The organism is Brevibacterium sp. LE-L (genome assembly GCF_050214925.1).
Classification (GTDB): Bacteria; Actinomycetota; Actinomycetes; order Actinomycetales; family Brevibacteriaceae; genus Brevibacterium.
The window spans coordinates 1586766-1611857 of sequence record NZ_CP189759.1; the positions used below are offsets into that span (position 1 = coordinate 1586766).

Annotated in this window: 19 protein-coding genes; 15 read left to right on the plus strand and 4 right to left on the minus strand. The window is 65.5% G+C overall.

Features of this window, described 5'->3' with window-relative positions:
• Window positions 1-9 precede the first annotated feature (9 nt).
• Both ACQE2J_RS07140 and ACQE2J_RS07145 read right to left on the minus strand, forming a co-directional pair.
• Window positions 10-1824 carry an ABC transporter ATP-binding protein gene (locus ACQE2J_RS07140; protein WP_426937370.1) on the minus strand — a complete coding sequence of 605 codons (1815 nt, stop codon included), beginning with the start codon at window positions 1822-1824 and terminating at the stop codon, window positions 10-12.
• Window positions 1821-3602, minus strand: a complete 1782-nt coding sequence (locus tag ACQE2J_RS07145) for an ABC transporter ATP-binding protein (RefSeq protein ID WP_346763085.1) — start codon at window positions 3600-3602, stop codon at window positions 1821-1823. Before ACQE2J_RS07145 ends, ACQE2J_RS07140 begins: the two co-directional genes overlap by 4 nt.
• Before the next feature lie 358 nt (window positions 3603-3960).
• Between ACQE2J_RS07145 and ACQE2J_RS07150 the strand changes: the two genes are divergently transcribed.
• The 5 genes from ACQE2J_RS07150 (at window position 3961) to serA (ending at window position 10829) form a co-directional block, all read left to right on the plus strand.
• Window positions 3961-5895, plus strand: coding sequence for an acetolactate synthase large subunit (locus ACQE2J_RS07150; protein WP_426937371.1), 1935 nt, complete (start codon window positions 3961-3963; stop codon window positions 5893-5895).
• Window positions 5892-6404 carry an acetolactate synthase small subunit gene (gene ilvN, locus ACQE2J_RS07155; RefSeq protein ID WP_135539562.1) on the plus strand — a complete coding sequence of 171 codons (513 nt, stop codon included), beginning with the start codon at window positions 5892-5894 and terminating at the stop codon, window positions 6402-6404. The genes ACQE2J_RS07150 and ilvN overlap by 4 nt, the downstream gene beginning before the upstream one ends.
• 156 nt (window positions 6405-6560) lie before the next feature.
• Window positions 6561-7592 carry a ketol-acid reductoisomerase gene (ilvC, locus tag ACQE2J_RS07160; protein ID WP_135539560.1) on the plus strand — a complete coding sequence of 344 codons (1032 nt, stop codon included), beginning with the start codon at window positions 6561-6563 and terminating at the stop codon, window positions 7590-7592.
• Window positions 7593-7837: 245 nt separating this feature from the next.
• A complete protein-coding gene (locus ACQE2J_RS07165; protein ID WP_135539558.1) occupies window positions 7838-9130 on the plus strand; it encodes a GNAT family N-acetyltransferase in 1293 nt (430 codons plus the stop codon).
• A 106-nt stretch (window positions 9131-9236) separates the two neighbouring features.
• The gene (gene serA / locus ACQE2J_RS07170) at window positions 9237-10829 is read left to right on the plus strand and encodes a phosphoglycerate dehydrogenase (RefSeq protein WP_135539556.1); all 1593 of its coding nucleotides are present in this window, start codon (window positions 9237-9239) and stop codon (window positions 10827-10829) included.
• Between the two features lie 29 nt (window positions 10830-10858).
• Here serA and ACQE2J_RS07175 read toward each other — a convergent pair whose 3' ends face one another.
• Both ACQE2J_RS07175 and ACQE2J_RS07180 read right to left on the minus strand, forming a co-directional pair.
• Window positions 10859-11602, minus strand: a complete 744-nt coding sequence (locus tag ACQE2J_RS07175; protein WP_135539554.1) for a phosphatase PAP2 family protein — start codon at window positions 11600-11602, stop codon at window positions 10859-10861.
• Window positions 11599-12450 carry an HpcH/HpaI aldolase/citrate lyase family protein gene (locus ACQE2J_RS07180; RefSeq protein WP_135539552.1) on the minus strand — a complete coding sequence of 284 codons (852 nt, stop codon included), beginning with the start codon at window positions 12448-12450 and terminating at the stop codon, window positions 11599-11601. The genes ACQE2J_RS07175 and ACQE2J_RS07180 overlap by 4 nt, the downstream gene beginning before the upstream one ends.
• Before the next feature lie 249 nt (window positions 12451-12699).
• Between ACQE2J_RS07180 and ACQE2J_RS07185 the strand changes: the two genes are divergently transcribed.
• The 10 genes from ACQE2J_RS07185 to ACQE2J_RS07230 all read left to right on the plus strand — a co-directional run bounded on the left by ACQE2J_RS07185 (window position 12700) and on the right by ACQE2J_RS07230 (window position 25091).
• Window positions 12700-13737: a 3-isopropylmalate dehydrogenase gene (locus ACQE2J_RS07185; protein WP_135539550.1), complete on the plus strand. Its 1038-nt coding sequence runs from the start codon at window positions 12700-12702 to the stop codon at window positions 13735-13737.
• Window positions 13738-13973: 236 nt separating this feature from the next.
• Window positions 13974-15065 carry a branched-chain amino acid aminotransferase gene (locus ACQE2J_RS07190; protein WP_135539548.1) on the plus strand — a complete coding sequence of 364 codons (1092 nt, stop codon included), beginning with the start codon at window positions 13974-13976 and terminating at the stop codon, window positions 15063-15065.
• Between the two features lie 250 nt (window positions 15066-15315).
• Window positions 15316-16833 (plus strand): MFS transporter, encoded by a 1518-nt coding sequence (locus ACQE2J_RS07195; protein ID WP_135539546.1) that lies wholly within the window; start codon window positions 15316-15318, stop codon window positions 16831-16833.
• Between the two features lie 156 nt (window positions 16834-16989).
• Window positions 16990-18519, plus strand: a complete 1530-nt coding sequence (locus ACQE2J_RS07200; RefSeq protein ID WP_426937372.1) for a DUF222 domain-containing protein — start codon at window positions 16990-16992, stop codon at window positions 18517-18519.
• Window positions 18520-18708: 189 nt separating this feature from the next.
• On the plus strand, window positions 18709-19356 hold the full coding sequence (locus ACQE2J_RS07205) for a GNAT family N-acetyltransferase (protein ID WP_135539693.1): 648 nt from the start codon (window positions 18709-18711) through the stop codon (window positions 19354-19356).
• A gap of 65 nt (window positions 19357-19421) precedes the next feature.
• On the plus strand, window positions 19422-21653 hold the full coding sequence (locus ACQE2J_RS07210; RefSeq protein ID WP_135539542.1) for a prolyl oligopeptidase family serine peptidase: 2232 nt from the start codon (window positions 19422-19424) through the stop codon (window positions 21651-21653).
• A 9-nt stretch (window positions 21654-21662) separates the two neighbouring features.
• On the plus strand, window positions 21663-22742 hold the full coding sequence (locus ACQE2J_RS07215; protein WP_135539540.1) for a lipoate--protein ligase family protein: 1080 nt from the start codon (window positions 21663-21665) through the stop codon (window positions 22740-22742).
• 28 nt (window positions 22743-22770) lie between these two features.
• Window positions 22771-23640 (plus strand): peptidase E, encoded by an 870-nt coding sequence (locus tag ACQE2J_RS07220; RefSeq protein WP_135539538.1) that lies wholly within the window; start codon window positions 22771-22773, stop codon window positions 23638-23640.
• A gap of 63 nt (window positions 23641-23703) precedes the next feature.
• Window positions 23704-24489, plus strand: a complete 786-nt coding sequence (gene thyX, locus ACQE2J_RS07225) for an FAD-dependent thymidylate synthase (RefSeq protein WP_135539536.1) — start codon at window positions 23704-23706, stop codon at window positions 24487-24489.
• 23 nt (window positions 24490-24512) lie between these two features.
• Window positions 24513-25091, plus strand: coding sequence for a CG0192-related protein (locus ACQE2J_RS07230; protein WP_135539535.1), 579 nt, complete (start codon window positions 24513-24515; stop codon window positions 25089-25091).
• Window position 25092: the final 1 nt, after the last annotated feature.

Here is a 25092-nt window from a genome sequence, read left to right on the forward strand (position 1 = left end):
GAGAATCGATCACACCAGCGAGTCCTTCCAGGCCCGGTGCAGCTGCGCGAACTTGCCCGTGCCGGCGATGAGGTCGGCCGGGGTTCCGTCTTCGATGATCCGTCCGGCATCCATGACGAGCACGCGGTCGGCGATCTCGACGGTCGAGAGGCGGTGGGCGATGATGATCGCGGTCCGGCCCTCGAGCACGGTGGCCAGAGCGTTCTGCACCAGCCTCTCCGAGGGGATGTCGAGATGGGCGGTCGCCTCGTCGAGGACAACGACATCCGGGTCGGCGAGGAAGACTCGGGCGAAGGACACGAGCTGACGCTGACCCGAACTCAGCCGGCCGCCGCGCTTCTTGACATCCGTGGCATAGCCTTCGGGCAGGCGGCGGATGAACCCGTCCAGTCCCACCGCCTTCGCTGCGGCGATGACCTCATCATCACCGGCTTCGGGGTTGCCGATCCTGATGTTGTCGGCGATGGTGCCGGCGAAGAGGAAGGACTCCTGGGTGACCATGACGACGTGTGATCGCAGCTGCGCGTCATCGAGGTCGCGCAGGTCCACCTCGTCGATGGTGATTCGGCCCTCGGTGGGATCGTAGAACCGGGTGACGAGCTTGACCAGGGTCGACTTGCCCGCCCCCGTGGCGCCGACGAGGGCGACGATCTGGCCCGCCGGAATGCGCAGATCGAAGCGGGGCAGCACATCGGGCCCGTCGCCGTAGGAGAAGCGCACATGAGTGAGATCGACCGAGCGGCCGCTGGCCTGGCCGCTGTCCCGCGCGGGCAGTGAGCGGGGCTGGGAGGGTGGGATCACTTCGGGGTCGGTGTCGAGTACGGCCGCGATCTTCTCCAGCGCCGCCGAGGCGGACTGATAGAGGTTGAACGCCTGCACGAGTTCGTCGAGCGGGCCGTAGAACCGTCGCAGATAGAGGATGAACGCGGCGAGCACACCGATCTGGGTCCAGCCTTCGATGACGAGCCAGGCACCGACGACGATGATGACGGTCTGGGTGACGTTGCCGATGAGCCGAGTCCATCCGGCGAACCAGGCCACCCCGCGCAGGGCATCGGTGTTGGCATCGCGGTAGCGCGAATCCTGATCGCTCAGCGTCCCGCGTCGTTCGGGCTGACGCCGATAGGCCTGGACCGCGCGGATCCCGCCCATCGTCTCGACGAAGTGGACGATGACCTTGGCGATCGAGGTCCGGGTCCGCCGATAGGCGTTGCGCTGGGTCGAATGTGCGGCTTTCGTGATGAAGAACAGCGGGATGAACCCGGCGAAGACGACGATGGCCAGCGGGATGTCGAGGACGATGAGGGTGACGGCGATGAAGATCATCTGCAGCAGCGCCAGGGCCGTATCGAAGAGCGAATAGGACAGGAACTGCTGCACGGATTCCATGTCCGAGGTCTGGCGGGAGACGAGGCGCCCCGAGGTCGACTTCTCGTGATAGCCCAGGTCGAGTCGCTGCACGTGTGTGAAGACCCTCTCCCGCAGGGTGAAGAGGATCTTCTGCGCGGTGATCCCGACGAGGCGGGTGGAGGTGAAGGCGAGCACCGCCGAAGCCACGGCCGAGGCGATGAACAGGGAGACCGCCGTGATGAGCGGCCCGGTGTCGCCGTCGACGGCGCGGGGGATGCCCTGGTCGAGGGCATCGGCGATGAAGACCGGCCCGATGACGAGCATGAGCGCGGTGAGGACGACGATGAGGGCGAGGAAGATCGCCATCGCCAGGTGCGGCCGGACCAGGGACTTGAGCAGGGCGCGAGCCTTCGCGGCGATGTCCGGCGGCAGTTCGTCGACTTCGTCGTCGCGATCGAGGCGGGGAATGCTCATCGGCGGCCTCCTTCCCAGCTGTGTGCGTCTGTCGTATGTGCTTCGGCCTTCGCGCTCGCTCCCATCAGCTCCCGGTAGAGAGGTGATGATTCGAGCAGCTGCTCGTGGGTGCCCAGGGCCGCGATCCTGCCTTCGTCGAGCACGGCGACGACATCGGCCAAGGCCGCGGTCGAGGGACGGTGGGCGATGATGAGCGTCGTCGAATCGGGCAGGATCTCGCGCAGGGCCCTCTGCACCCGGTCCTCGGTGTCGACGTCGACGGCCGAGAGCGGATCGTCGAGGACGAGGATGCGGGGACGACCGATGACCGCACGCGCCAGCGCCAAGCGCTGCCGCTGACCGCCGGACAGGGACAGGCCCTGTTCACCGACCCGAGTGCCCAGGCCCTCGGGCAGTCGGGAGACGAAGTCCTTCGCCGAGGCGATCTCCAGAGCCGTCCAGATCTCGTCCTCGTCCGAGCCGGGAGCCCCCATCTCCACGTTCTCGGCCACCGAGGCCGAGAACAGGATCGGATCCTCGAAGGACACCGACACGAGATGACGGAGCTCATTGACCGGCATGTCCCGGATGTCGACCCCGTCGATGCGCACCGCGCCGGCGGTGACGTCCTGGAGTCGGGGAACCAGCGAAGCCAGCGTCGTCTTGCCCGAACCGGTGGCGCCGACAAGTGCCAGCGTCTGTCCCGGTTCGATGCGCAGATCGAGGCCGTGCAGAGTGAGACGGTCGGTGTCGGCGAAGTGGAAGTCGACGGAATCGAATTCGAGCGCTCCGCGATAGGATCCGACATCGGGATCGTCGTCGACGCTGCCGTCGGTGTCGGTGATGTCATGCCGGATGTCGATGACCTCCCAGTACCGTGTCGCCGCGGTCAGCGACATGAGCGCATCGGCAAGCAGGAAGCCGAGCATCTCGATCGGCATCCGCAGCACCATCGAGATGGTCACACCGGCGACGACGGTGCCGATGGTCGTCCAGCCCTGGACGACGCCCCAGGTGCCCACGCCGACGATGGCGGCCTGCGCCAGGGTCGGCAGAAGCAGCAGGACGCTCCAGAACCAGGAGTCGAGTTTGGCCTTGCGGATCTCGAGACCTTTGAACTTCTGCGACACGAGGGAGAACCGTTCGGCGGCCCAGGGGGAGCGGCCGAAGGATTTGAGGATGCGGATGCCCTGGATGGACTCCTCGACCTCTGTCGTGATCTCACCGATCGTGTCCTGAGACCGCCGCGAGGTCTCCCGGTACCTGCGTTCGAAGATCGACACCGACACGATCGTCGGCACGGCCATCGCGATCATGATGAGGCCGAAGACCGGCTGCAGGATCGAGAGCATGACAGTGCCGACGAGGATGACGATCGGCGTCGACAGGAGGAAGGGCAGCCCGAACGCGAAGAAGCGGCGCATCTGCGAGAGGTCGTTGACCGCGCGGGAGAGGAGCTGACCCGATTCCCAGGAGTCGTGGATCGCCACCGAGGTGTACTGCAGGCGATCGAAGAGACGGGAGCGCCACATGATCTCCCAGCCCGAGACCACGGGCGCGACGATCATCCGACGGGCCCACATGCCCACCGCCTCGGCGACGCCGATGGCCAGGACTCCGAGCACGGGCAGCCACAGGGCCGACAGATCACGGTGCGCGATCGGTCCGTCGATGATGTAGCCGGTGATCATCGGCACGACGAGTTGGATGCCGTTGGCCAGGAGAGTGAGGACGAGCACGAGGATGTACACGCCGATGCGGGAGCGGAGATCGGGCCAGAAGCGGAGGAGGGGGCGCACGAGTATCAAGCCTAGTCGCAGACTGTGAGGTATTCCACGTTTGCGGCAGCGCCGGTTCCCTTTTCACTCCGCGCTGAACGCGGGGCTGAGCGCGCCCGGAAGGGCAGAGGTCCTGCGCACTGTCTCACCTGCCAACCGGAACGCGTCTCATTGGGCAAGACAAAAGATTGCGAGGTTTGACACCCCCACTGGGCGAGGTGAACTATTGAGGCATGACTCACCTTCTTGTCGTCGTTATTCATCAGCGCGCGGATCTTCCGTAGCCTGTCAAGACGACACGTTCCGCGCGCCCCTACCGAAACCGGAGGGGCTTTTTTCATGTGGAGACGAGAAGGACACCTAGGAAGGATAGGAATCGATGGCAGCCAAGCCCTCGACCGCGAAGCCCACGGGGAATCCCCCCGCGGCCACGCCGGTCACCGCCACACCGTCCAGCATTCGTCGCAACACCGGACCGGAGGTCCTCACCGGTGCGCAGGCGATCGTCCGCAGCCTCGAGAAGCTTGAGGTCGACACGGTGTTCGGGCTTCCCGGCGGAACCATCCTTCCCACCTATGACCCGCTGTTCGAGACCGACAAGATCCGCCACATCCTCGTCCGCCACGAGCAGGGCGCCGGCCATGCGGCCGAAGGGTATGCGGCCGCGTCGGGCAAGCTCGGCGTGTGCATCGCGACCTCGGGCCCGGGTGCGACGAACCTCATCACGGCGCTCGCCGATGCGCATATGGACTCCGTGCCGATGCTCGCGATCACCGGTCAGCAGGCTTCGAGCCTGCTCGGCACCGACGCCTTCCAGGAGGCCGACATCGTCGGAATGACGATGCCGGTGACCAAGCACAGCTTCCTCGTCACCAAGGCCGAGGACATTCCGACTGCGCTGCTCAACGCTCATCACATCGCCACCACCGGCCGGCCCGGCCCCGTCCTCGTCGACATCACGAAGGACGCGCAGACGGGCACCGCACCGTTCGAGTGGCCCGATGAGCCCGTGCTGCCCGGCTACCGTCCGATCCTCAAACCGCACGCCAAGCAGATCCGCGAGGCCGTACGGCTGATCTCCGAAGCCCAGCGTCCGGTGTTCTACATCGGCGGCGGAGTCATCCGCTCGGAAGCGGAGAAGGAGCTGCTGCGCCTGGCCGAGGCGACGAACATTCCCGTGGTCACCACGCTCATGGCCCGCGGCGCCTTCCCCGACTCGCACCAGTTGCACCTGGGCATGCCCGGAATGCACGGCAGCGTGCCTGCGGTGACCGCATTCCAGAAGGCCGATCTGCTCATCGCCATCGGCGCCCGCTTCGACGACCGGGTGACCGGTAAGCTCGACTCCTTCGCTCCGGAGGCGCAGGTCATCCACGCCGATATCGACCCGGCCGAGATCGGGAAGAACCGTGACGTCGACGTCGCGATCGTCGGGGACGCCCGCGAGGTGCTCGCCGAGATGCTCTCGGAGATGCGCAGCAAGTTCCCCAAGGCGCTCGAACGTCAGCGCGAACCCTGGTGGCGTTTCCTCAATCGTCTCAAGCAGACCTATCCGCTCGGCTACGAGCGTCACGGTGAACTGTGCGATCCGCAGTACGTCATCTCGCGGATCTCTGCGCTCACCGGCCCCGAGGCGGTCTATGCCGCAGGCGTGGGCCAGCACCAGATGTGGGCGGCGCAGTTCGTCGAGTTCGAACGCCCGAAGTCCTGGCTGAACTCCGGCGGACTCGGCACCATGGGCTACTCCGTGCCCGCGGCCATGGGCGCGAAGGTCGCCCAGCCCGACCGAGTTGTGTGGGCCATCGACGGCGACGGATGCTTCCAGATGACGAATCAGGAGCTCGCGACCTGCGCGCTCAACAACATCCCGATCAAGGTCGCGATCATCAACAACTCCTCGCTGGGGATGGTCCGCCAGTGGCAGACCCTGTTCTACGACGGCCGATACTCGAACACCGATCTCAACACCGGGCATGAGACGATCCGGATCCCCGATTTCGCCAAGCTCGCCGAGTCCTACGGCTGCGAGGCGCTGCGCGTCGACCGCAACGAGGATGTCGATGCGGCGATCGAGAAGGCTCTGTCGATCAACGACCGGCCCGTCGTCCTCGACTTCACGGTTCCGGCGGATGCGATGGTGTGGCCGATGGTCGCGGCCGGTGTGTCGAACGACGAGATCGAATACGCCCGCGGCATCCGCCCGGAATTCGACGGTGAGGGCGAAGAGGAGGCCGAAGCGGCCATCGCCGAGGCCGGGGAGCAGGAAGACGGCACGGTGCGTTCCGTGGCTCAGATCGAAGGAGGCCTGGAATGAACAACCGGCACACACTCTCAGTCCTGGTCGAGAACAAGCCGGGTGTGCTCACCCGGTTCACCGGACTCATCGCCCGGCGCGGCTTCAACATCCACAGCCTCGCCGTCGGTGTGACCGAGCGCGACGAACTCTCCCGCATCACCGTCGTCGTCGACGTCAACGATGTGCCGCTGGAGCAGGTGACCAAGCAGCTGAACAAGCTCGTCAACGTCATCAAGATCGTCGAACTCGAGCCCGAGACCTCGGTGCGGCGGGCCCATGTGATCTACAAGGTCAAGGCCAACGCCGCGACCCGCCCGCAGGTCGCCTCGGCGGTCGAGATGTTCCGCGCGAAGATCGTCGATGTCGGTCCGGAGTCGGTCAGCGTCGAAGCCACCGGTGAGCTCGGCAAGGTCGAGGCGCTGCGTGAGGTCCTCGAGCCCTTCGGGATCAAGGAGATCGTGCAGTCGGGCACCGTGGCGATCGGACGCGGGGCGAAGTCGATCACCGACCGCGCCCTGCGCGGCTGACCGACCGCGCACCCCGTCCGGGCCCGCCCGGGCGGCCGCCTCGGTGAGGTATTCGCGTTCCATTTGGTGGAACGTCCGTCATCTCAATAAATGAACATCAGTACCGAACTGTGAAACAATGGGGACATCACCCCGTAATCCTAAGGAGCTAGAACTATGGCAGCAGAACGCTTTTACGATGATGATGCCGACCTGTCCGTCATCCAGGGCAAGAAGGTCGCCGTCATCGGGTACGGCAGCCAGGGCCACGCGCACTCGCTGAGCCTGCGCGACTCGGGCGCCGAGGTCCGCATCGGCCTCAAGGAGGGCTCGGCCAGCCGCGACAAGGCCGCTGCCGAAGGCCTCGAGGTCGGCACCCCCGCCGAGGTGGCCGCATGGGCCGATGTAATCACCATCGCCGCACCCGACCAGGTGCAGGCCGAGATCTACAACAGCGAGATCAAGGATCAGCTGGCTCCCGGCAAGACGCTCGTGTTCATCCACGGCTTCAACATCCGCTACGACTACATCCAGGCTCCCGAGGGTGTCGACGTCATCATGGTCGCCCCGAAGGGCCCCGGCCACGTCGTGCGTCGTGAGTTCGTCGACGGACGCGGTGTGCCCGTCCTCGTCGCCGTTGAGGTCGACGCTTCCGGCAAGGCCTGGGACACCGTCCTGTCCTACGCCAAGGCCATCGGCGGCCTGCGCGCCGGCGGCATCAAGACGACCTTCACCGAGGAGACCGAGACCGACCTGTTCGGTGAGCAGACCGTGCTCTGCGGCGGAGTCTCGCACCTCGTGCAGTACGGCTTCGAGACCCTGACCGAGGCCGGCTACCAGCCCGAGATCGCCTACTTCGAGGTCCTCCACGAGCTCAAGCTCATCGTCGACCTGATGGTCGAGGGCGGCATCGCCAAGCAGCGCTGGTCCTGCTCCGACACCGCTGAGTACGGTGACTACGTCTCCGGCCCGCGGGTCATCACCCCCGAGGTGAAGGAGAACATGAAGGGCGTCCTCGACGACATCCAGAACGGCAAGTTCGCCGAGCGCTTCATGAACGACCAGAAGAACGGTGCACCGGAGTTCAACGAGCTGCGTGCGAAGGAAGAGCAGCACCCGATCGAGTCCACCGGTCGCGAGCTGCGCAAGATGTTCGCATGGCTCAAGGACAGCGACGACGACTACACCGAGGGCACTGCCGCTCGCTGAGTCCCCTCGCCGAGGCGGCGGTGCTTGAGCACCGCCGGATGAGGTGAGAGAAGCCCCGAACACCAACAGGTGTCCGGGGCTTCGTCGTGTGCCGGCGCAGGTGCGGAGACGAGTTGCCGGGTCATGGTGTGCCCGATGGATCCGCCTCGCCGAGGTGGCGAGCTGTTCGACGGTTCTCTGCTCAGGTTCTGCCGTTTCTCACGCCTTCGGCGGCACGGGGAGGTGATCTCGATTACTGTGGAGGGGTGACGAACTACAGATTCGAAGACTTCAAACCGACCATCGACGAGTCCACCGGCGAGCCCGATGAGCGCACGAAAGGCTATTTCGCGTCGACGAGCGTGGGCTTCCACGACCCGCGGTCGACCGATGCGGCCCTGCTCAATCGGGTCAAGCGGGCGATCGCCGATGGGCGCAACCTCACGGCCGTCTACGCTGATCAGGAGTTCGCCCATGGGCTCGACTCCGCGATCCCGGTGGCGACGTTCGCGTGGTTCGAGAAGCTCGTCAACGTCGGCGGGGGACGCCTCGTGCCCGGCCACCTCATCACGTGGATCACGGTGCGCCCAACCCATCGGCGGCGCGGACTGCTCCGCACGCTGATGACCACCGACCTCGCCGAGGCGAAGGCCAACGGCTATCCGTTCGCCGCGCTGACGGCGACCGAGGGCGGAATCTACTCCCGATTCGGCTTCGGTGTGGCCACGTGGTCGCATTCGATCGAGGTCGACACCTCGCCCGGGTTCAAGATGGTCCGCGAACCCGACCGGCGGGTGGAGATGTGCCTGCCCAGTGAGCTGCGGGAGCTGGCTCCGAAGATCTACGGCGAATTCATGCGGAGCTCGCCCGGAGCCATGGAGCGCCAGCAGACCTACATCGAGCGCGCCACCGGTGCGCTCAATGTCGAGACCGGGGAAGAGGACCGCGGAGTCCGCGCGGCACTGCACTTCGATGAGCAGGGCGAGCCCGACGGCTATGTCTCCTACAAGTTCGCCGGTTGGTCGAAGACCCCGCCGACCGTCGACATCATCGATTTCGTGGCCGTCACCGATGCCGCGTACGCCTCCCTGTGGTCATTCCTCGCCGCGATCGACCTCTCGACGCGGGTGACCTTCGCCGAGTCCGCCGAATACTCTCCGCTGCCGTGGCTGCTCACCGATTCGCGACGCGTGAAGACCGTAGCGACCGAAGACAACATCTGGATCCGCATCCTCGACGTCAAGGCCGCATTGGAGGCCCGACCCTGGTACGTGCCCGGGACCCTGACGATCGATGTCGACGATTCGCTCGACCTGACCGGGGGACGGTTCACCATCACTTCGGACGGGCAGAGCGCCGAGGTGACACCCGCCTCGGATTCGACGCCTGCAGACCTCGGGCTGGGCATCGCCGAGCTCGGCTCCCTGTACTTCGGCGGGGCCGATCCGGTCATCCTCTCCCGCGCTGGGCGCCTCGATGAGAAGACTCCGGGGGCTGCCGTGCTCGCCAGCGCGATGTTCAGCCTCGGTCGGGCACCGTATTCGCCGAACGGTTTCTGAGGGCCCGGTCTGTTGAGCGATTTTCCCAGAATCTGAGACCTTGTGAGCGCATTCGCGAAGTCTCATAAGATGGACACGTCCCGGATGCACCACCAGGAGGAAATCAGTGCCCAAACCCGTCGTGCTCATCGCCGAAGAACTGTCGCCGGCCACCATCGAAGCTCTCGGAGGAGACTTCGATATCCGCCACACCGAGGGTGCTGACCGTTCCCAGCTCCTTCCCGCCATCGCCGATGCCGATGCGATCCTCGTCCGCTCGGCCACGCAGGTCGATGCCGAAGCGATCGCGGCGGCGAAGAATCTCAAGGTCATCGCCCGCGCCGGCGTCGGACTCGACAATGTCGATGTCCCGGCTGCCACCTCGGCGGGTGTCATGGTCGTCAACGCACCGACGTCGAACATCGTCTCGGCTGCCGAATTGACCATGGCCCACATCCTGGGATCCGCACGCTACTTCGGCGCCGGCAACACCTCACTCAAGGCGGGGGAGTGGAACCGGAAGAAGTACACCGGCGTCGAGCTCTACGAGAAGACGCTGGGCATCGTCGGACTCGGTCGCATCGGCGGACTCGTCGCCGAGCGCGCGAAGTCGTTCGGCATGCGTCTCGTCGGCTACGACCCCTACATCACGCAGGCCCGTGCCGCGCAGATGGGCGTCGAGGTCGTCGACCTGCCCGGCCTGCTCGCCGTGTCCGACTTCGTCACCGTGCACATGCCCAAGACACCTGAGACGATCGGCATGATCAGCACCGAGGAGCTCAAGGCCGCGAAGCCCGGTGCCCGGTTCATCAACGTCGCCCGCGGCGGCATCATCGACGAGGAGGCACTCGCCTCGGCGATCGCGGCCGGTGAGGTCGGCGGTGCCGGCATCGACGTGTGGAACACCGAGCCGCCGGAGCATTCGGCACTCATGGAGCTCGACTCCGTCAACGTCACCCCGCATCTGGGTGCCTCGACGCATGAAGCACAGGAGAAGGCCGGAGTGGCCGTCGCGAAGTCCGTGCGCAAGGCCCTGGCCGGCGAGCTCGTGCCCGATGCGGTCAACGTCGCCGGCGGTGCCATCCACGAGGATGTGCGCCCGGGCATCCCGCTGGCTGAGCGTCTCGGCCGGGTCGTCAATGCGCTGGCCGACTCCTCGGTCACGCACTTCAAGGTCGAGGTCAACGGTGAGATCGCGGACAAGGACGTCTCCGTCCTCAAGCTCTCCGCTCTCAAGGGCCTGTTCAAGGACGTCGTGTCCGACCAGGTCTCCTACGTCAATGCACCGCTGCTGGCCGAGGAGCGCGGAATCGGCGTCGAGCTCGTTACCGATCCCTACTGCGAGTCGTTCCGCAATATCACTCGACTCACGGCGACGACGAGCACAGGACAGCGGATCTCCGTGGCGGGCACCGTGACCGGACCGAAACTCGTGCAGAAGCTCACCGAGGTCGACGGCTACTCGCTCGAGATCGAGCTGACCGACAACCTGCTGATCTTCCGCTATGAGGATCGGCCGGGCATCATCGGTCAGCTGGGTCTGGCGCTCGGGGCCAACAGCGTCAACATCGCCGGTATGCAGGTCTCGCCCGCGTCGACGAGCAATGAGGCGCTGTCTGTGCTCGCAGTCGACTCGGTCGTCTCCGACGAGGTCGTCAAGGCCGTCGCCGGGGCCGTGAATGCATCGACGTTCACCGCGGTGTCGCTGCAGGAGGACTGACTCACCGAAGCGTCCGTATCAGGGCCCGTTCATCCCGCCAGCCACAGAGCGAAGCGGGGTGAGCGGGTCCTTCGTCTCAGCAGAGTCCAGAACTCATCGGCGAGTACGGCAACGGCGATGCCGATGAGTGCTCCGGCGAGAGTATCGGTGAGCCAGTGGACCTGGAGAGCGGTGCGTGACCACATCATCGTCAGGATCCAGACGCCCGCGGCGATGAACGACCAATGGAAGCGCAGCCTCGGTGCCGGAGCCCTCATCTGCTGTTCGTGAGCACGGTCGGCATCCGCGCATTGTGCGTGTGCGCGTCGCGCTTCCCTGCGCTGTTCGTGAGCACGGGAGGCGATGATCGCCAGGCTCATCGCCAGGGCGGCGGCTCCCATCGAGTGCCCCGAAGGGTAGGAGAATCCGAGGGACTCGTAGAGCTGATCGCTCGGGCGCAGTCGCGTGACGATGGCTTTGAGGATCTCCGAGGTGGCGATGCCGGCGAGCATCGTTGTGGCCAGGAAGGCAGCGGATCTCCACCGTCGAAGCAGAGCGAAGAGTGCTGTGAGCAGCCCGGTGCAGATGACGACACCGGTGCCGCCGCCGACTTCAGCGAGGACGACGGCGACCCAGTACGGGACGGAGCCGTGGTCGAGGCCGACGAATCCGAGCCAGGACTGATCGACCGGAGTGGGGCCGATGTGGTCGAGGCGCAGCCACAAGCCGAAGGCGATGACGAGCAGGACGGCCGGCAGCGTCGACCACAGCAGCCAGCTGGGCTGCCTGCTCAAGCGTTCCAGAGGCCGTAGGTGTCGGCCAGCGAAGCGATCTTCTTCGCGCGGGCCAGGCGCGGGAGGTAGGAGCCGTCGGTGATCTCGGATCCGCCCTCCGCGGCTTCGAGCATCTGCCGGGCCCAGTCACGTTCGTCCTCGCTCGGGCTCATCGCCTCGTTGAGGGTGTTGACCTGGTCGATGCTGAGCACGAGTTTGCCGGTCATGCCCATCATGTGGGTGATCTCGGCGTCGGACCAGACCTTCTCGGCATCGGCATCGGCGGCCGACGGGCCGTCGATGGGGCCGGGCAGGCCACCCATACGGGAGGCGATGGTCAGGCGCGATCGTGCGTAGGCCAGGGCCATGGGATCACCGGAGAAGCCGGTGTCCTTGCGGAAGTCATTGGTGCCGAACGCGAGCCGGAAAGTGCCGGGCGCCTCGGCGATTCGGGTGGCGTTCTCGACTCCGCGTGCGGATTCGAGGAGCGCGAGCACGGGCAGGCCTGCCTTTGCGCGCATCGCAGTGTAGGACACCTGCTCGGGGCGTTCGGTCTCCGGCAGCATCACTCCGCGCAGGCCGGGGAGCATCGCGATCGCGGCGAGGTCGTCATCCCAGAACTCGGATTCCATCTTGTTGATGCGCACCCAGGCGGACATTCCGTTCTCGAGGGCGCGTACGACATTGTCGCGGGCGTCGAGCTTCTTGTCTTCGGCGACGGAAGCCTCGAGGTCGAAGATGACGGAATCCGCTTCCGAGGTCTGCGCGGGAGTGAAGCTCTCCTCTTTGGCAGCGTTGACGAGCAGCCAGGACCGGGAGAGCTTGGCGGGCAGAGCTGCGGCACGGGCATTGCGGATGGTTTCGGTCAATGATCGACTTTCTCTCGGGGCTGGGAACTGGCGGCCCCCACGGGGTTTGGGGTGCTATGTCCATCTTCGTCGCTGCCGGCGCAGATGTGTAGCCGACAGCAGGGATTGAGACGTGAATTTGTTCATGGTGGCACACGGGGGTCGGGCGCGAACGTCGCTGCACCCCCGCGCCATTGCGTCGGCGCAGACGACTGTCCACATTATAGGACAGGGGAGTTGAATGGTGAGATGAAGTCTTATTCTGTGAGCATGAAGTTCTCAATCGCAGTCATGCCCGGAGATGGAATCGGCAACGAGGTCGTCCCCGAAGGCCTCAAAGTCCTCCAGCGTGCCATCGAAGTCGCGGGAGAGCCCGTCGAGCTCGAGCTCACCGACTACACGGTCGGCGCGCAGCGCTGGCATGAGACGGGTGAGACGCTCACCGATGAGGAGCTCGAGTCGCTGCGGGACCATGACGCCATCTTCTTCGGCGCCTGCGGAGATCCGTCCGTGCCCTCGGGCGTGCTCGAGCGCGGAGTCATCCTCAAGATGCGCTTCGGGCTCGGCCATGCGGTGAATCTGCGTCCCTCGAAGCTGTTCGCCGGGGTGACCAGCCCGCTGGCGGCGCCCGGGAAGATCGATTTCGTCGTCGTCCGCGAGGGAACCGAAGGCTCCTATACGGGTTCGGGCGGCTCCGTGCGCACCGATACCCCGCAGGAGGTCGCGACCGAGGTCTCGGTCAACACCTGGTACGGAGTCGAGCGCGCCGTCCGCGACGCCTTCGCTCGCGCGCAGGCCCGGAACAAGAAGCTCACGTACGTCCACAAGCACAATGTCATGGTCCACGCCGGACACCTGTGGCGCCGCGTCGTCGAGAAGGTCGGGCAGGAGTACCCCGAGGTGGCCGTCAACTACGAGCACACGGATGCCTGCACGATCTACATGGTCACGGACCCGAGCCGTTACGACGTCATCGTCACCGACAACCTCTTCGGCGACATCCTCACCGACCTCGCCGCCGCAGTCACCGGCGGAATCGGGTTGGCCGCCTCGGGCAACCTCAACGTCGAAGGCACCGCGCCAAGCCTCTTCGAGCCCATCCACGGATCGGCACCGGATATCGCCGGACAGCAGATCGCGGACCCGACGGCATCGATCCTCTCTGGTGCACTCATGGCCTCTCACCTCGGGCTCGAGACCGTAGCGAAGTCGATCGAGGTCGCCGTCGAAGCCGACCTCGCCGATCGCGACGGAACGAAGCGCTCCACCACCGAGGTGGGGGACGCGATCGCGGCACGGCTCGGCTGAGCCCTCACCACGTCGTCGGCGACGGTCGGCACGTGACTTCACGGTTGCCTCGGCGAAGGCGTGCGTCTGACTTCACGGCCACCTGGGCAAGGGCGGGAGTGTGACTTCACAACCACCTCGGCGAAGTGGCGATCATCCCGACCGCGGGACGAAGCGGACATCACCCCGGCGCGACTCGTGCCGGGGTGATGGACTACCCTGACAGTGTCACTCATCACAATGAGAAGAGAGCTCCCATGACTGATTTCACCGTTCTTAAGAATCTCCAGCCGCAACCCGAGCTGGTCCGCGAGAACATCAAGAAGGATCCCGGTTTCGGCCAGTACTTCACCGACCATATGGCGCACATCCGATACACGGTCGATGACGGTTGGCAGGGGCACGAGGTCAAGCCCTACGGTCCGCTCGTCCTCGACCCGGCGGCCGCTGTGCTGCACTACGCTCAGGAGATCTTCGAAGGGCTCAAGGCCTACCGTCATGCTGACGGCTCGGTCTGGACCTTCCGTCCCGAGCGCAACGCCGCGCGCATCAACAAGTCAGCCGAGCGTCTCGCTCTGCCGCAGCTGAGCGAAGAGGACTTCGTCAACTCGCTCAAGACCCTCGTCGCCCAGGATCAGGTCTGGGTTCCGACGCCGGAGTCGGACGCCGACGAGTCGAGCCTGTACCTGCGTCCCTTCATGATCGCGACGGAGCGGTTCCTCGGCGTGCGGGCCAGCCACGAAGTCGACTACTACGTCATCGCGTCCCCTGCCGGACCGTACTTCTCCGGCGGCATCAAGCCCGTGTCGATCTGGCTCTCTCCCAAGCTCAAGCGCGCCGGAGCCGGCGGCACCGGTTTCGCCAAGTGCGGCGGCAACTACGCCTCTTCTCTGGTCGCGACCAACGAGGCGGCGGCCAACGGCTGCCAGCAGGTGCTGTTCACCGATTCGGTGGAGAATAAGTACATCGACGAGCTCGGTGGAATGAACCTCATGCTCGTGACGAAGAGCGGCAAGCTGCTCACTCCGGAACTGAGCGACTCGATCCTCGACGGCGTCACCCGTCGTTCGCTGCTCGAGCTGGCACCGCAGCTCGGGCTCGAGCCCGAAGAGCGCCAGATCTCCGTCGAGGAATGGCGCGAGGGTGCGGCCAGCGGTGAGATCGTCGAAGCTTTCGCGTGCGGCACCGCCGCGGTCATCACACCGATCGCCAAGCTCGTCAGTGAAGACTTCACCATCGACCACGGCGAAGCCGCTGGCGAGAAGACCATGGAGCTGCGCAAGACGCTGCTCGGAATCCAGTACGGTCGCCTCGAAGACAAGAACAACTGGCTCGTGCGCCTGGCCTGAGGCTGGGGCTGACCGGGACTGACGGGGCGGGGACGGCCTCGGGGCTGATGGCTCGGGGACTGCCTCGGGGTTGTTGGCTCGGGGTTGACGGGCCCCGGCTCGGCTGGCGGGCCGGACGCTGCGGTGATCGCAGCGTCCGGCCTTTCTGCGTTCGTGCGGATGTTACTTGTTGCTGAGGCGGCGCGTACGTTCCGTGCCTGCACATGGACTGTTTTACTCAATTGTGCGTAAATTGAGGTACTGTGTCTTCGTGCACACGACAACCTCGGCGTCGACACCGACCGCCTCCGAAGTCATCGCCCAGCTCCCCTGGAAATGGCGCACTCAGGGTGCCATCTTCATCATCGGTGGGCTCGGTTTCATGTTCGACGCGTGGGACGTCGCCCTCAACGGGTTCCTCATCCCGCTGCTCAGCGACTACTGGAGCCTGAGCGTCGGCGAGGCCGCGTGGATCGCCACAGCGAACCTCATCGGGATGGCGCTGGGCGCATTCATCTGGGGCGGCATCGCCGATGTCATCGGCCGGAAGAAGGCATTCACTCTCACGCTCCTCGTCTTCTCGATCTTCACGGTCGCCGGGGCCTTCGCTCCAGCCTACGGGTGGTTCATCCTCTTCCGATTCCTTGCGGGATTCGGACTCGGCGGATGCATCCCCGTCGACTATGCGCTGGTCGGAGAGTTCACTCCCAGTCGTCATCGTGGACGCGTGCTCACTGCCATGGACGGCTGGTGGCCGATCGGTGCATCTCTGTGTGCTTTCGTGTCTGCCTATCTGCTCGACTTCGGCGACTGGCGACTGATCATGCTCGTCATGATCGTCCCGGCGCTGCTCACCGTCGCTGTCCGGTTCGGAATCCCCGAATCACCCCTCTATCTCGCTTCGGTCGGCCGCTACCGGGAAGCCGACGCAGTCATCACCCGGCTTGTCGAGCGCACCGGCGCCGATGTCCGTGAATGGACGCACGATGCGCCGAGTGCTGTTGGCACGGACGGCGACGTCCAGCCTGTTCCGGACGATGAAACCGCCCAGCACTCAGACTCCTCAGCAGGGCCCGCGGACCCGGCGGACTCAGCGGACCCAGCGGGCCTACCCAGCCCAGCAGGCTCAGCAAGCTCAGCGGGCTCGAGCGTGAACCGGCAGCTGCGTGCTGCCAGCGGTCAGCTCGTGCAGCTCTGGCAGCACTCGGCCAAGACGACTCTCGTCTCCTGGTCGCTGTTCGTCTCTGTTCTCCTTGTCTACTACGCGGCACTGACATGGCTGCCCGGAATCCTCAAGAAGCAGGGTTTGGCCGACCAGGCGGCCTTCCTCGTGACGGGGTCGATGACTGCGGTCGGCATCCTCGGCGTGGTCGTCTCGGCCCTCATCGTCGAGCGATTCGGACGCAAGGCTGTGCTGGGTGTGTCTTCGATCCTCGCCGCTGTGCTCCTCGTCGGGGCAGCGGTGTTCATCGAAGCCTCCGGTGCCGAACTCACCTTCACTGCGAAAGCGACGATCATCGGATTCGGGTTCGTCATCCAGATCGCGATCCCGACCCTCTACACCTATGTCTCCGAGCTCTACCCGACGCGTCTGCGCGGCTCTGGATTCGGGTGGGCTTCAGCGGCATCACGATTGGCGACGGGCATTGCGCCGATCGTCTTCGGCGCGTTCATGTGGCCGGTGCTCGGACTCACGCTGACGTTCATCCTCACCGGTGCCCTCGTCGTCGCAGCGGTCGTGCTCATGAGCTTCCTCGCTCGAGAGACCACCGGCGAAGAACTGAGCTGAGCCAGTCTACTGCGCTGAGCCAGTCAATCGACGGGTCGGGAATCCGCCTGGCGGCTGCCTGGGTCGAAGGCGGCCGTCAGCCGATTTGCAGGCTTGTGACCTGGGGATACGTGCACGGGAAAAGTCGTGTCAGTGCCTCCGTATAGTGTGTGAGGCATGGAGGCAGCGCAGGTTCCAGACGTACTCACCGAGATCCGTCGGTGGCGCACCCGCCTGTCCGAATTGCCCCCGGCAACGACCGAGGAAGAGACCATCGACCGGATCACGGCGTTGGAGGAACTGACCGCAGCGGGCGCGGCCGCGCAGGCGCGGGAGACCCTGACATTCGACATGCTCCGCCGAAACCGGGAAGCCGAAGACGGAGTCGCCAGCAAGAAGCAGGGACTCGGAGTCGGGGCCGAGGTCGGCCTGGCGAGGAAAGTCTCCCGCTACCGTGGCGACGGGCTCCTGAAGTTCTCGCGCACGCTTCTCATGGACCTGCCCCACACCTATGCGGCGATGAAGGGCGGCGACATCTCGGAGGAGAAGGCCCGCGTCGTCGCGAAGGAATCCGACTGGCTGCCGCGCGAAAAGAAGCACGAACTCGATGAACGTATGGCCGAGCGCCTCCCCGAGGTGGGAGTCAGACGACTCGGCAACGAGGTGCGAGCGCTGGCACAGAAACTCGACCAAAAAGCTGCGGTCGACCACCTCGAACGCTGCGTCGAAGAGCGCGCGGTGACCGTGCGCCCGGCACCAGGGAACATGGCCTACCTGACGGCACTGCTGCCGATGCCGCAGGCAGTTGCCGCCTACACCAACCTGCAGAAGTCGGCACAGAGCCTCATCGCCACCGGCGAGGCCGACGGACGGACACAGAGCCAGATCACCGCTGACCTGCTGGTTGAGCGGCTGACCGGGCAGGAGACGACCGCCGCCGTGCCCACAGAAATCCACCTCATCATGCAGGCGAGCAGTCTGTTCGGGCCGGGAGACGAGCCTGCTTGGTTCCCCGGAGCCGGCCCGATCCCCGCGCAGTCGGCCCGGGACTTCGTGGTCGAAAACGACGCCGCCATGTTCATTCGACGGCTCTACACCCGTCCGGAGGACGGCCAGCTGGTGCGGATGGACTCGCGGCGCAGGGAATTCTCGGGCCTGCTTCGGCGCATGGTTACCTTCCGTGACGACGTCTGCCGCTCACCCTGGTGCGAGGCGCCCATCAAACATGCCGATCACGCGGATTCGTTCGCCTCCGGCGGCGAAACCGACTGGGACAACTCGTCCGGTCTCTGCGCGGCCTGCAACTATGCGAAAGAACTCACGGGATGGCGCCACAAGGCGACCCCAGATGCTCTTGAGGTGATCACTCCGACTGGTCACCATTACCGCACCCGGACCAAACCGATCAGCGGCCCCGATCCGGGGCTGGTTCACGGCGAGGTCGTGGCAGAGACGACTGCGCCGCCGGACAACAGGACCGCAGCGTCACCGCCGGACAACAGGACCGCAGCGTCACTGCCGGAAGCCGACACATCGATTCAGGTGCTGCTCCCATGGCTGGCCAAACGACGAAGAGGCCAGCCGTCGACCGTCGATGTCGGCGGCACCGCCATCGGAATCGACATCTTCGACGCCGACGATGAAACGCTGAGCCCCATCGAGGAACTGCTCCTCACCGGAATCCAGGCGCACGCAGGATTCCGGTGAGACGGGGCGGCGGCCTGGCCCTCGGTCTGAGTCACGATTGGACGGTCGGCGTGAAACAGAGGCTGGTCATTCGAGCTGAAGCAACGGGTGGACGTTCGGCCCGAAGAACGGCCGGTCATTGGACTTGAAACGGCAGATGGTCACCGGAAGTTCAACCGATCGTTGTGGCACTGCACTAGGGTGATGGCCATGAACGACGGCAATGGACAACCGGTGTCCGGCGAACAGTCCGTCGCTCCCATGATCGAAGTCGTGTGGGGACGCCTGTCGGGGCTGGGCCCGGGGTGGCAGGGCGTGCCCTCAGGTCCGGGCGTGTCCGGCGTGCTTCCTCCACGGGGAGAGGTCGAAGCGATCTACGGTGCTGCAGCCGCGGAACCACCGCTCAGCGAAGATCCCAAATACGCCACGCTGTTCGCCGACGTCTACGATGTATCGGTCCGCAGAGGACAAGTGGTGATGGCGCTGGCCCGATCCCAGACCGACGGACGTTTGAGCGCTTTCGCCTACGGGCATTACTGGAACTGGGAAGAACAGAAGTATCCGTGGGCATTCGAACTGCAGAGCAGCCTCGGCGAACGCTGCACCGAACTCGAATCGACGTTCGCACTCAACCTGCTCGCACGGGACCCGCGACGCCGCGATCAGGGGATCGGCCGACGGACTCTCGAAGCGTGGCTGAACGCCGTCGCCGGATACGGGTGCTGGCTGCAGACCGACGACATCGACAGCCCGGCCCGCCGTCTCTACGAGAGCCTTGGGTTCACCGAGCTCGGGCACGGCCCCGAAGCGCCCAACGGGCACCCCGGCCTGGTGATGTTCCGGCCGGCACCGAGCTGACAGCCCTCGGCAGCGTCGCGGACCGGCGAAGTGTCCACGTCAGCCGTGATCACTAGGATGGGGACATGCGTGAAGATGACCCCACCACAGCGACAGCCCCGACGACGAGTGCTGAAACGCCTGAAGACGAAAACCTCTGGCTCGAAGACATCTACGGTGACGAGCAGATCGCCTGGGTCAAAGAACAGAACGCGAAAACGCTTGAGCGTTTCCACGACCCTCTCTTCGACTCGATCGCCGGTGATCTGCGCACCGCCCTGGACTCCGACGACCGCATTCCGATGGTCACCAAACGCGGCGACCACTTCTTCAACTTCTGGCGAGACAAGAAGAACCCGAAAGGTGTGTGGCGACGCACCACCTGGGACAGCTACCGCACCGCGGAGCCGGACTGGGACGTGCTTCTCGACGTCGACGAACTGGCCGCCCGGGAAGACACATCCTGGGTCTGGTCCGGTGCCATGGTCCGCCGCAGCGACCACCGCCGCGCCCTCATCCTCCTGTCTCCGGACGGGGGCGACTCGCACAGGGTCCGCGAATTCGACCTCGACGACCGAACCTTCGTCGACGGAGGATTCGACATTCCCGCCGCGAAGACTCGACTGGCCTGGCTCGATGACGACACCGTGCTCGTCGCCACCGAAACCGACGCCGACTCGCTGACGACTTCGTCCTACCCCCGCCAAGCTCGAGTGCTCAAACGCGGACAGGCCGTATCCGAGGCCCCGATCATCGCCGAGGTGCCTCGCGACCACGTCGCCATCTTCGTCGGCAGCGACGTGCGACCAGGAGCGGAGACGACGGACCGAGCCGTCATCGTCGATGCCATCGACTTCTTCAACTCGCAGCTGAGCTTCCTCGACCTCGACGACATCCGCGTCGCCGGTGACACCGCAGATACCGACAGCACGCTCACCACCGACCCCGCGGAGTGGACCGAAGCACTCACCGCGGTCGACGTGCCCACCGATGTCGAGGTCGGTTTCGAACGCGACCTCGTCCTCTTCCGCCCCCAGTCGAACTGGAACGCCGCCACCACCGAGGTGCCCGCCGGCGGACTCGCCGTCGCCGACATCAGCGCGGTCAAGCAGGGCGAAGTCACTCCGCGTGTGATCTTCACCCCCGATGCCCACACTTCGCTCCAGTCGTTCACCTTCACCCGCGACTACCTCGTCCTCGAGCTGCTGGCCGATGTGCAGTCGAAACTCACCGTGTTCGACCTCGGCAACGACTTCGCCGAGTCCACCCTGCCCGGCGTCCCCGCCAACCACATGGTCGGCCTCAGCGCCGTCGACAAGTTCGACCCCGCCACAGCCAACGACTATTGGATGGTCAGCACCGGATTCCTCACGCCTTCGACCCTGTCCTACGGAACGCTGGGTGAGACTCCCGCAACCTCGACCTCGGAGGACGGTGCCACCCGCACGCCCATCGCCGAGGTGATCAAAACGGCACCGGCGCTGTTCCCGACCGAGGGGCTCAGCGTCGAGCAGCACTTCGCCACCAGCGCCGACGGAACGACGATCCCGTACTTCCAGATCGCGGCTTCAGACCTCGAACTCGACGGGAACAACCCCACACTCCTCGACGGCTACGGAGGCTTCGAAGTCAGCCGGACACCCGGATACTCTCCGGTCGTGGGCATCGGCTGGCTCGGCCGACAGACCCGCACCGATTCGCTCGGTCGCCGAGGCGTCTACGTGCTGGCGAACATCCGCGGGGGAGGCGAATACGGACCCGAATGGCACACCTCGGCGATGCGGGAGAACCGCATGCGCTGCTATGAGGACCACTCCGCCGTGGCCCGTGACCTCATCGACCGCGGAGTGACGAGCCCGCGCCGCCTGGGCTGCGCGGGCGGATCCAATGGCGGACTGCTGGTGGGAAACATGCTCACCCAGTACCCGGATCTCTTCGGCGCCGTGTCCTGCGGTGTACCCCTGCTGGATATGCGGCGATACACGAAGCTCAGCGCAGGATATTCGTGGAAGGCCGAATACGGCGACCCGGACGTGGCTGAGGATTGGGAGTTCATCAAGAGCTTCTCGCCCTACCACCTCATCGAAGACAACCGTGACTACCCACCGGTCCTGTTCTGGACCGCCACGTCCGACGACCGAGTCGGACCGGTCCAGGCCCGGAAGATGGCGGCCCGAATGCAGGCGGCAGGAATCGATGACGTGTGGTTCTTCGAGGACACCGAAGGCGGCCACTCGGCGGCGTCGGACAATGAGCAGACAGCGTTCACCAGAGCATTGAGCTACCGCTTCCTGTGGAACGCCCTGACAGGGGAGTAGGTTGGAGAGATGACGAACGAGACACAGCACTTCCACGGCGAATACAAGGTCATCGGCGGCAAACTCGTCGTCGCCGATGTGGTGACCGACGGCAAGACCATCACCGAGGTGAAGATCTCCGGCGATTTCTTCCTCGAACCCGAAGAAGCCTACTTCGACCTCGCCCCGGCACTCGTCGGCGCCAGCGTCAGCGCCGATAATGCGGCACTGCGCGGCCGCCTCGACGAGGCGCTCGCCGGCTACGGTTCGGAGCTGGCGATGCACGGGTTCTCCACCGCCGATATCGCCACGGTCGTGCGCCGGGCCCTCGGCTCGGCCGCGAACTTCACCGACTTCGACTGGCAGGTCATCCGCGGTGAAGTGCTGCCGACCCAGCTCAACGTCGCTCTCGACCAGGTGCTGCTCGAAGAGGTCGCTGCCGGCCGCCGCAAGCCGACCCTGCGGTTCTGGGAATGGGAGGACACCGCGACCGTCATCGGTGCCTTCCAGTCCTACGTCAACGAGCTGCGGCCCGAAGGGGCGGAGAAGCACGAAGTGCAGGTTGTCCGTCGGATCTCCGGCGGAGGTGCCATGTTCATGGAGGGCGGGAACTGCATCACCTACTCGATGTTCGTCCCGCCCGCCCTCGTCGCCGGCCTCGACTTCGAGGAGTCCTACGTCTTCCTCGACCAATGGGTGCTCGCTGCGCTGAAGACTCTCGGCGTCGAAGCCTTCTACAAGCCGATCAACGACATCTCCTCGACCGGCGGCAAGATCGGCGGCGCCGCGCAGAAGCGCATGCGCGACGGCACCCTGCTCCACCACGCCACGATGAGCTACGACATCGATGCCGACAAGATGGTCGAAGTCCTGCGCATCGGCGAGGCGAAGATCTCCGACAAGGGCGTAGCGAGTGCGAAGAAGCGCGTCGATCCGCTGCGCAGCCAGACCGGTGAGGCACGCAAGGACATCATCGACGTCATGGCTGACACCTTCGCGACCCGGTACGGGGCCACCTACGGCACCTACACCGAGGCGGAGCTGCAGCGAGCGCAGGAGCTCGTCGACGAGAAGTTCGGCACCGAAAAGTGGACGCACCGAGTCCCGTGAGGCCGAGCAGGCGATCCTGGACGAGCAGATGACCGTGGCCGGCGAGGCGACCGCAGGCCAGTCGACCGTGGCTGGCGAGGCGACCGCAGGCGAGCCGAACCTCGCCGATCGCCCGACATTCCGCGGCACGATCGTCGCCCTCGGCGGAGGCGGGTTCTCCATGTCGGAGACAGGGGAGTCGGCCATCGATGACGCACTCCTGCGGATGGCTCAGGCTGCAGGTGTCGGAGACCGACGCGCCGACGATCCACGACCGCATGTGTGCTTCGTCCCCACGGCGTCGGGCGACAGCAGCGACTACATCGAACGCTTCGAAGCCGCGTTCGCCGGGAGGGCGCACACCCACGTGCTCTCCCTGTTCGGCCAGAGTCCCTGGGACTACCGAGCCCCGGACATGCTCGGCGACATGGACCTCGTCTATGTCGGCGGCGGTTCGACGGCGAACCTCCTCAGCCTGTGGCGTCGGCACGGAGTCGATGAGGCGATGGCACTAGCCGCCGACGGCGGGACGATCCTCGCCGGGATCAGCGCGGGAGCGAACTGCTGGTTCGCCGCCTCCTCGACCGACTCATTCGGTCCTTTGGCCCCGCTCGATGACGGGCTCGGCTTCCTCCCGGGAAGCGCCTGCCCTCACTTCCACGGCGAACCCGGACGGGAGGAATCCTTCATCCGCTGGATCGAACAGGGCCGACTTCCCAGCCCCGGGATCGCCATCGACGATCACGCCGCGGTCGTGTTCGAAGACGGCAGAGCCACCTCGGTGCTGGTTGAAGCTCCGGAGGCGAAAGCCTACAGCGTCGATGAACACGGCGGGATCCGAATCCTCGACGAACACGGACAGGTCGCGGCCGTCGCTGAGCACGAGCGAACCGAGGAGAACTTCGGGACGGACGAATGACCGCATCGGCCCCGGTGGTCTGTAGGATTGGGAGTCAACCACATCCCCTTCACGAGGAGAGCCATGCGCCAGGTCGAACCGTCCGTTGAACTGCTCGCCAAGCCCAGCATCGATTGGGAAGCGATGCGGACCTACCTCGACGAAGTCGGCGGCACGTCCTGGGCGGATCGGGTCGAGGACGCGGAATCTCCCGACGCCGAGGATCTCCTCGAGTTCTCCGGTCGTATGTGCTACCGCTCGTGGGAGCCGGGGCTGAACCCGAACGTCTCTCGCGTGCGCACCGATTCCGCGCAGTACATCGGCAATGTCGTGAGGTCCCAGCACGGTTCCGTGCTCGAACACGCGAACTTCTCCTTCGTCCTCCACAACGTCTCCCGGGTGCTCACCCACGAGCTCATCCGCCACCGCGCGGGCTCCGCATTCTCACAGGAATCCCTGCGCTATGTGCGCCTGTCCGACATCCCGTTCTGGTTCCCCGAATGGGCCCGTGAAGATCCCGAACTCATGGAACGCAGCCTCAAGGTCCTCGACACGCTCGAAGAGCACCAGAAGTGGATGGCCGAGCACTTCGAACTCGATGAGTCGAGCACGAAGTTCTCCCACAAGAAGCACATGACTTCGTTCATGCGCCGCTTCGCCCCGGAGGGCCTGGCCACCGGCATCGTCTACACCGCGAACCTGCGCTCCCTGCGCCACGTCATCGAGATGCGCACCGCCAAGGGCGCCGAAGAGGAGATCCGCCTCGTGTTCAACAAGATCGGTGAGGTGATGCGGGAAGAGGCCCCCGCAGTCTTCGCCGACTACGAGGTCGTCGACGGGGAATGGATCCCCGGCACACGCAAGGCCTGAACCAGAGACCAGGAGGAACCGTCATGGCCGATATCTACGCAGCCCAGCTCAATCCCGGCAAGCTCGAGGTCGTCACCGACTGGGTTGCCGCGCAGAAGTGGGCGAGCGAACTCGACCTCGCGGCGAACCCGCTGGAACAGGTCACGTCCTACCGCTTCGATGACCCCGCCGGCGAGGTCGGGCTCGAGGTCCACATCGTCCGCAGCGGTGACCGGCACCTCCAGGTTCCGCTGAGCTACCGCGGGGAACCGCTGAAGGGTGCCGATGAGCATCTGGTCGCGACCATGGAGCACTCGGTGCTCGGGAAACGCTGGGTGTACGCGGGCATGGGCGATCCCGTGTTCCGCCAGCGCCTCGACGACGCCATCGCGACAGCCGGAACCTCGGCCAAGCAGTACCGCGTGGACGAAGCCGGCAACCGCGGAGACGAGATCACCGAGGTGGCCCATGCCTTCGGGACGGGACCGCTGCCCGGCGCCGGCGACGTTGAGATGCTCTACCAGCTCAACCTCGATTCGCCCGGCGAAGGCTCGGAAGGCGGCCTGCTGCTGGGACGTTGGGCCGGTCAGGAAAACTCGGTCGTCCTCGCCGTCATGGCCTGAG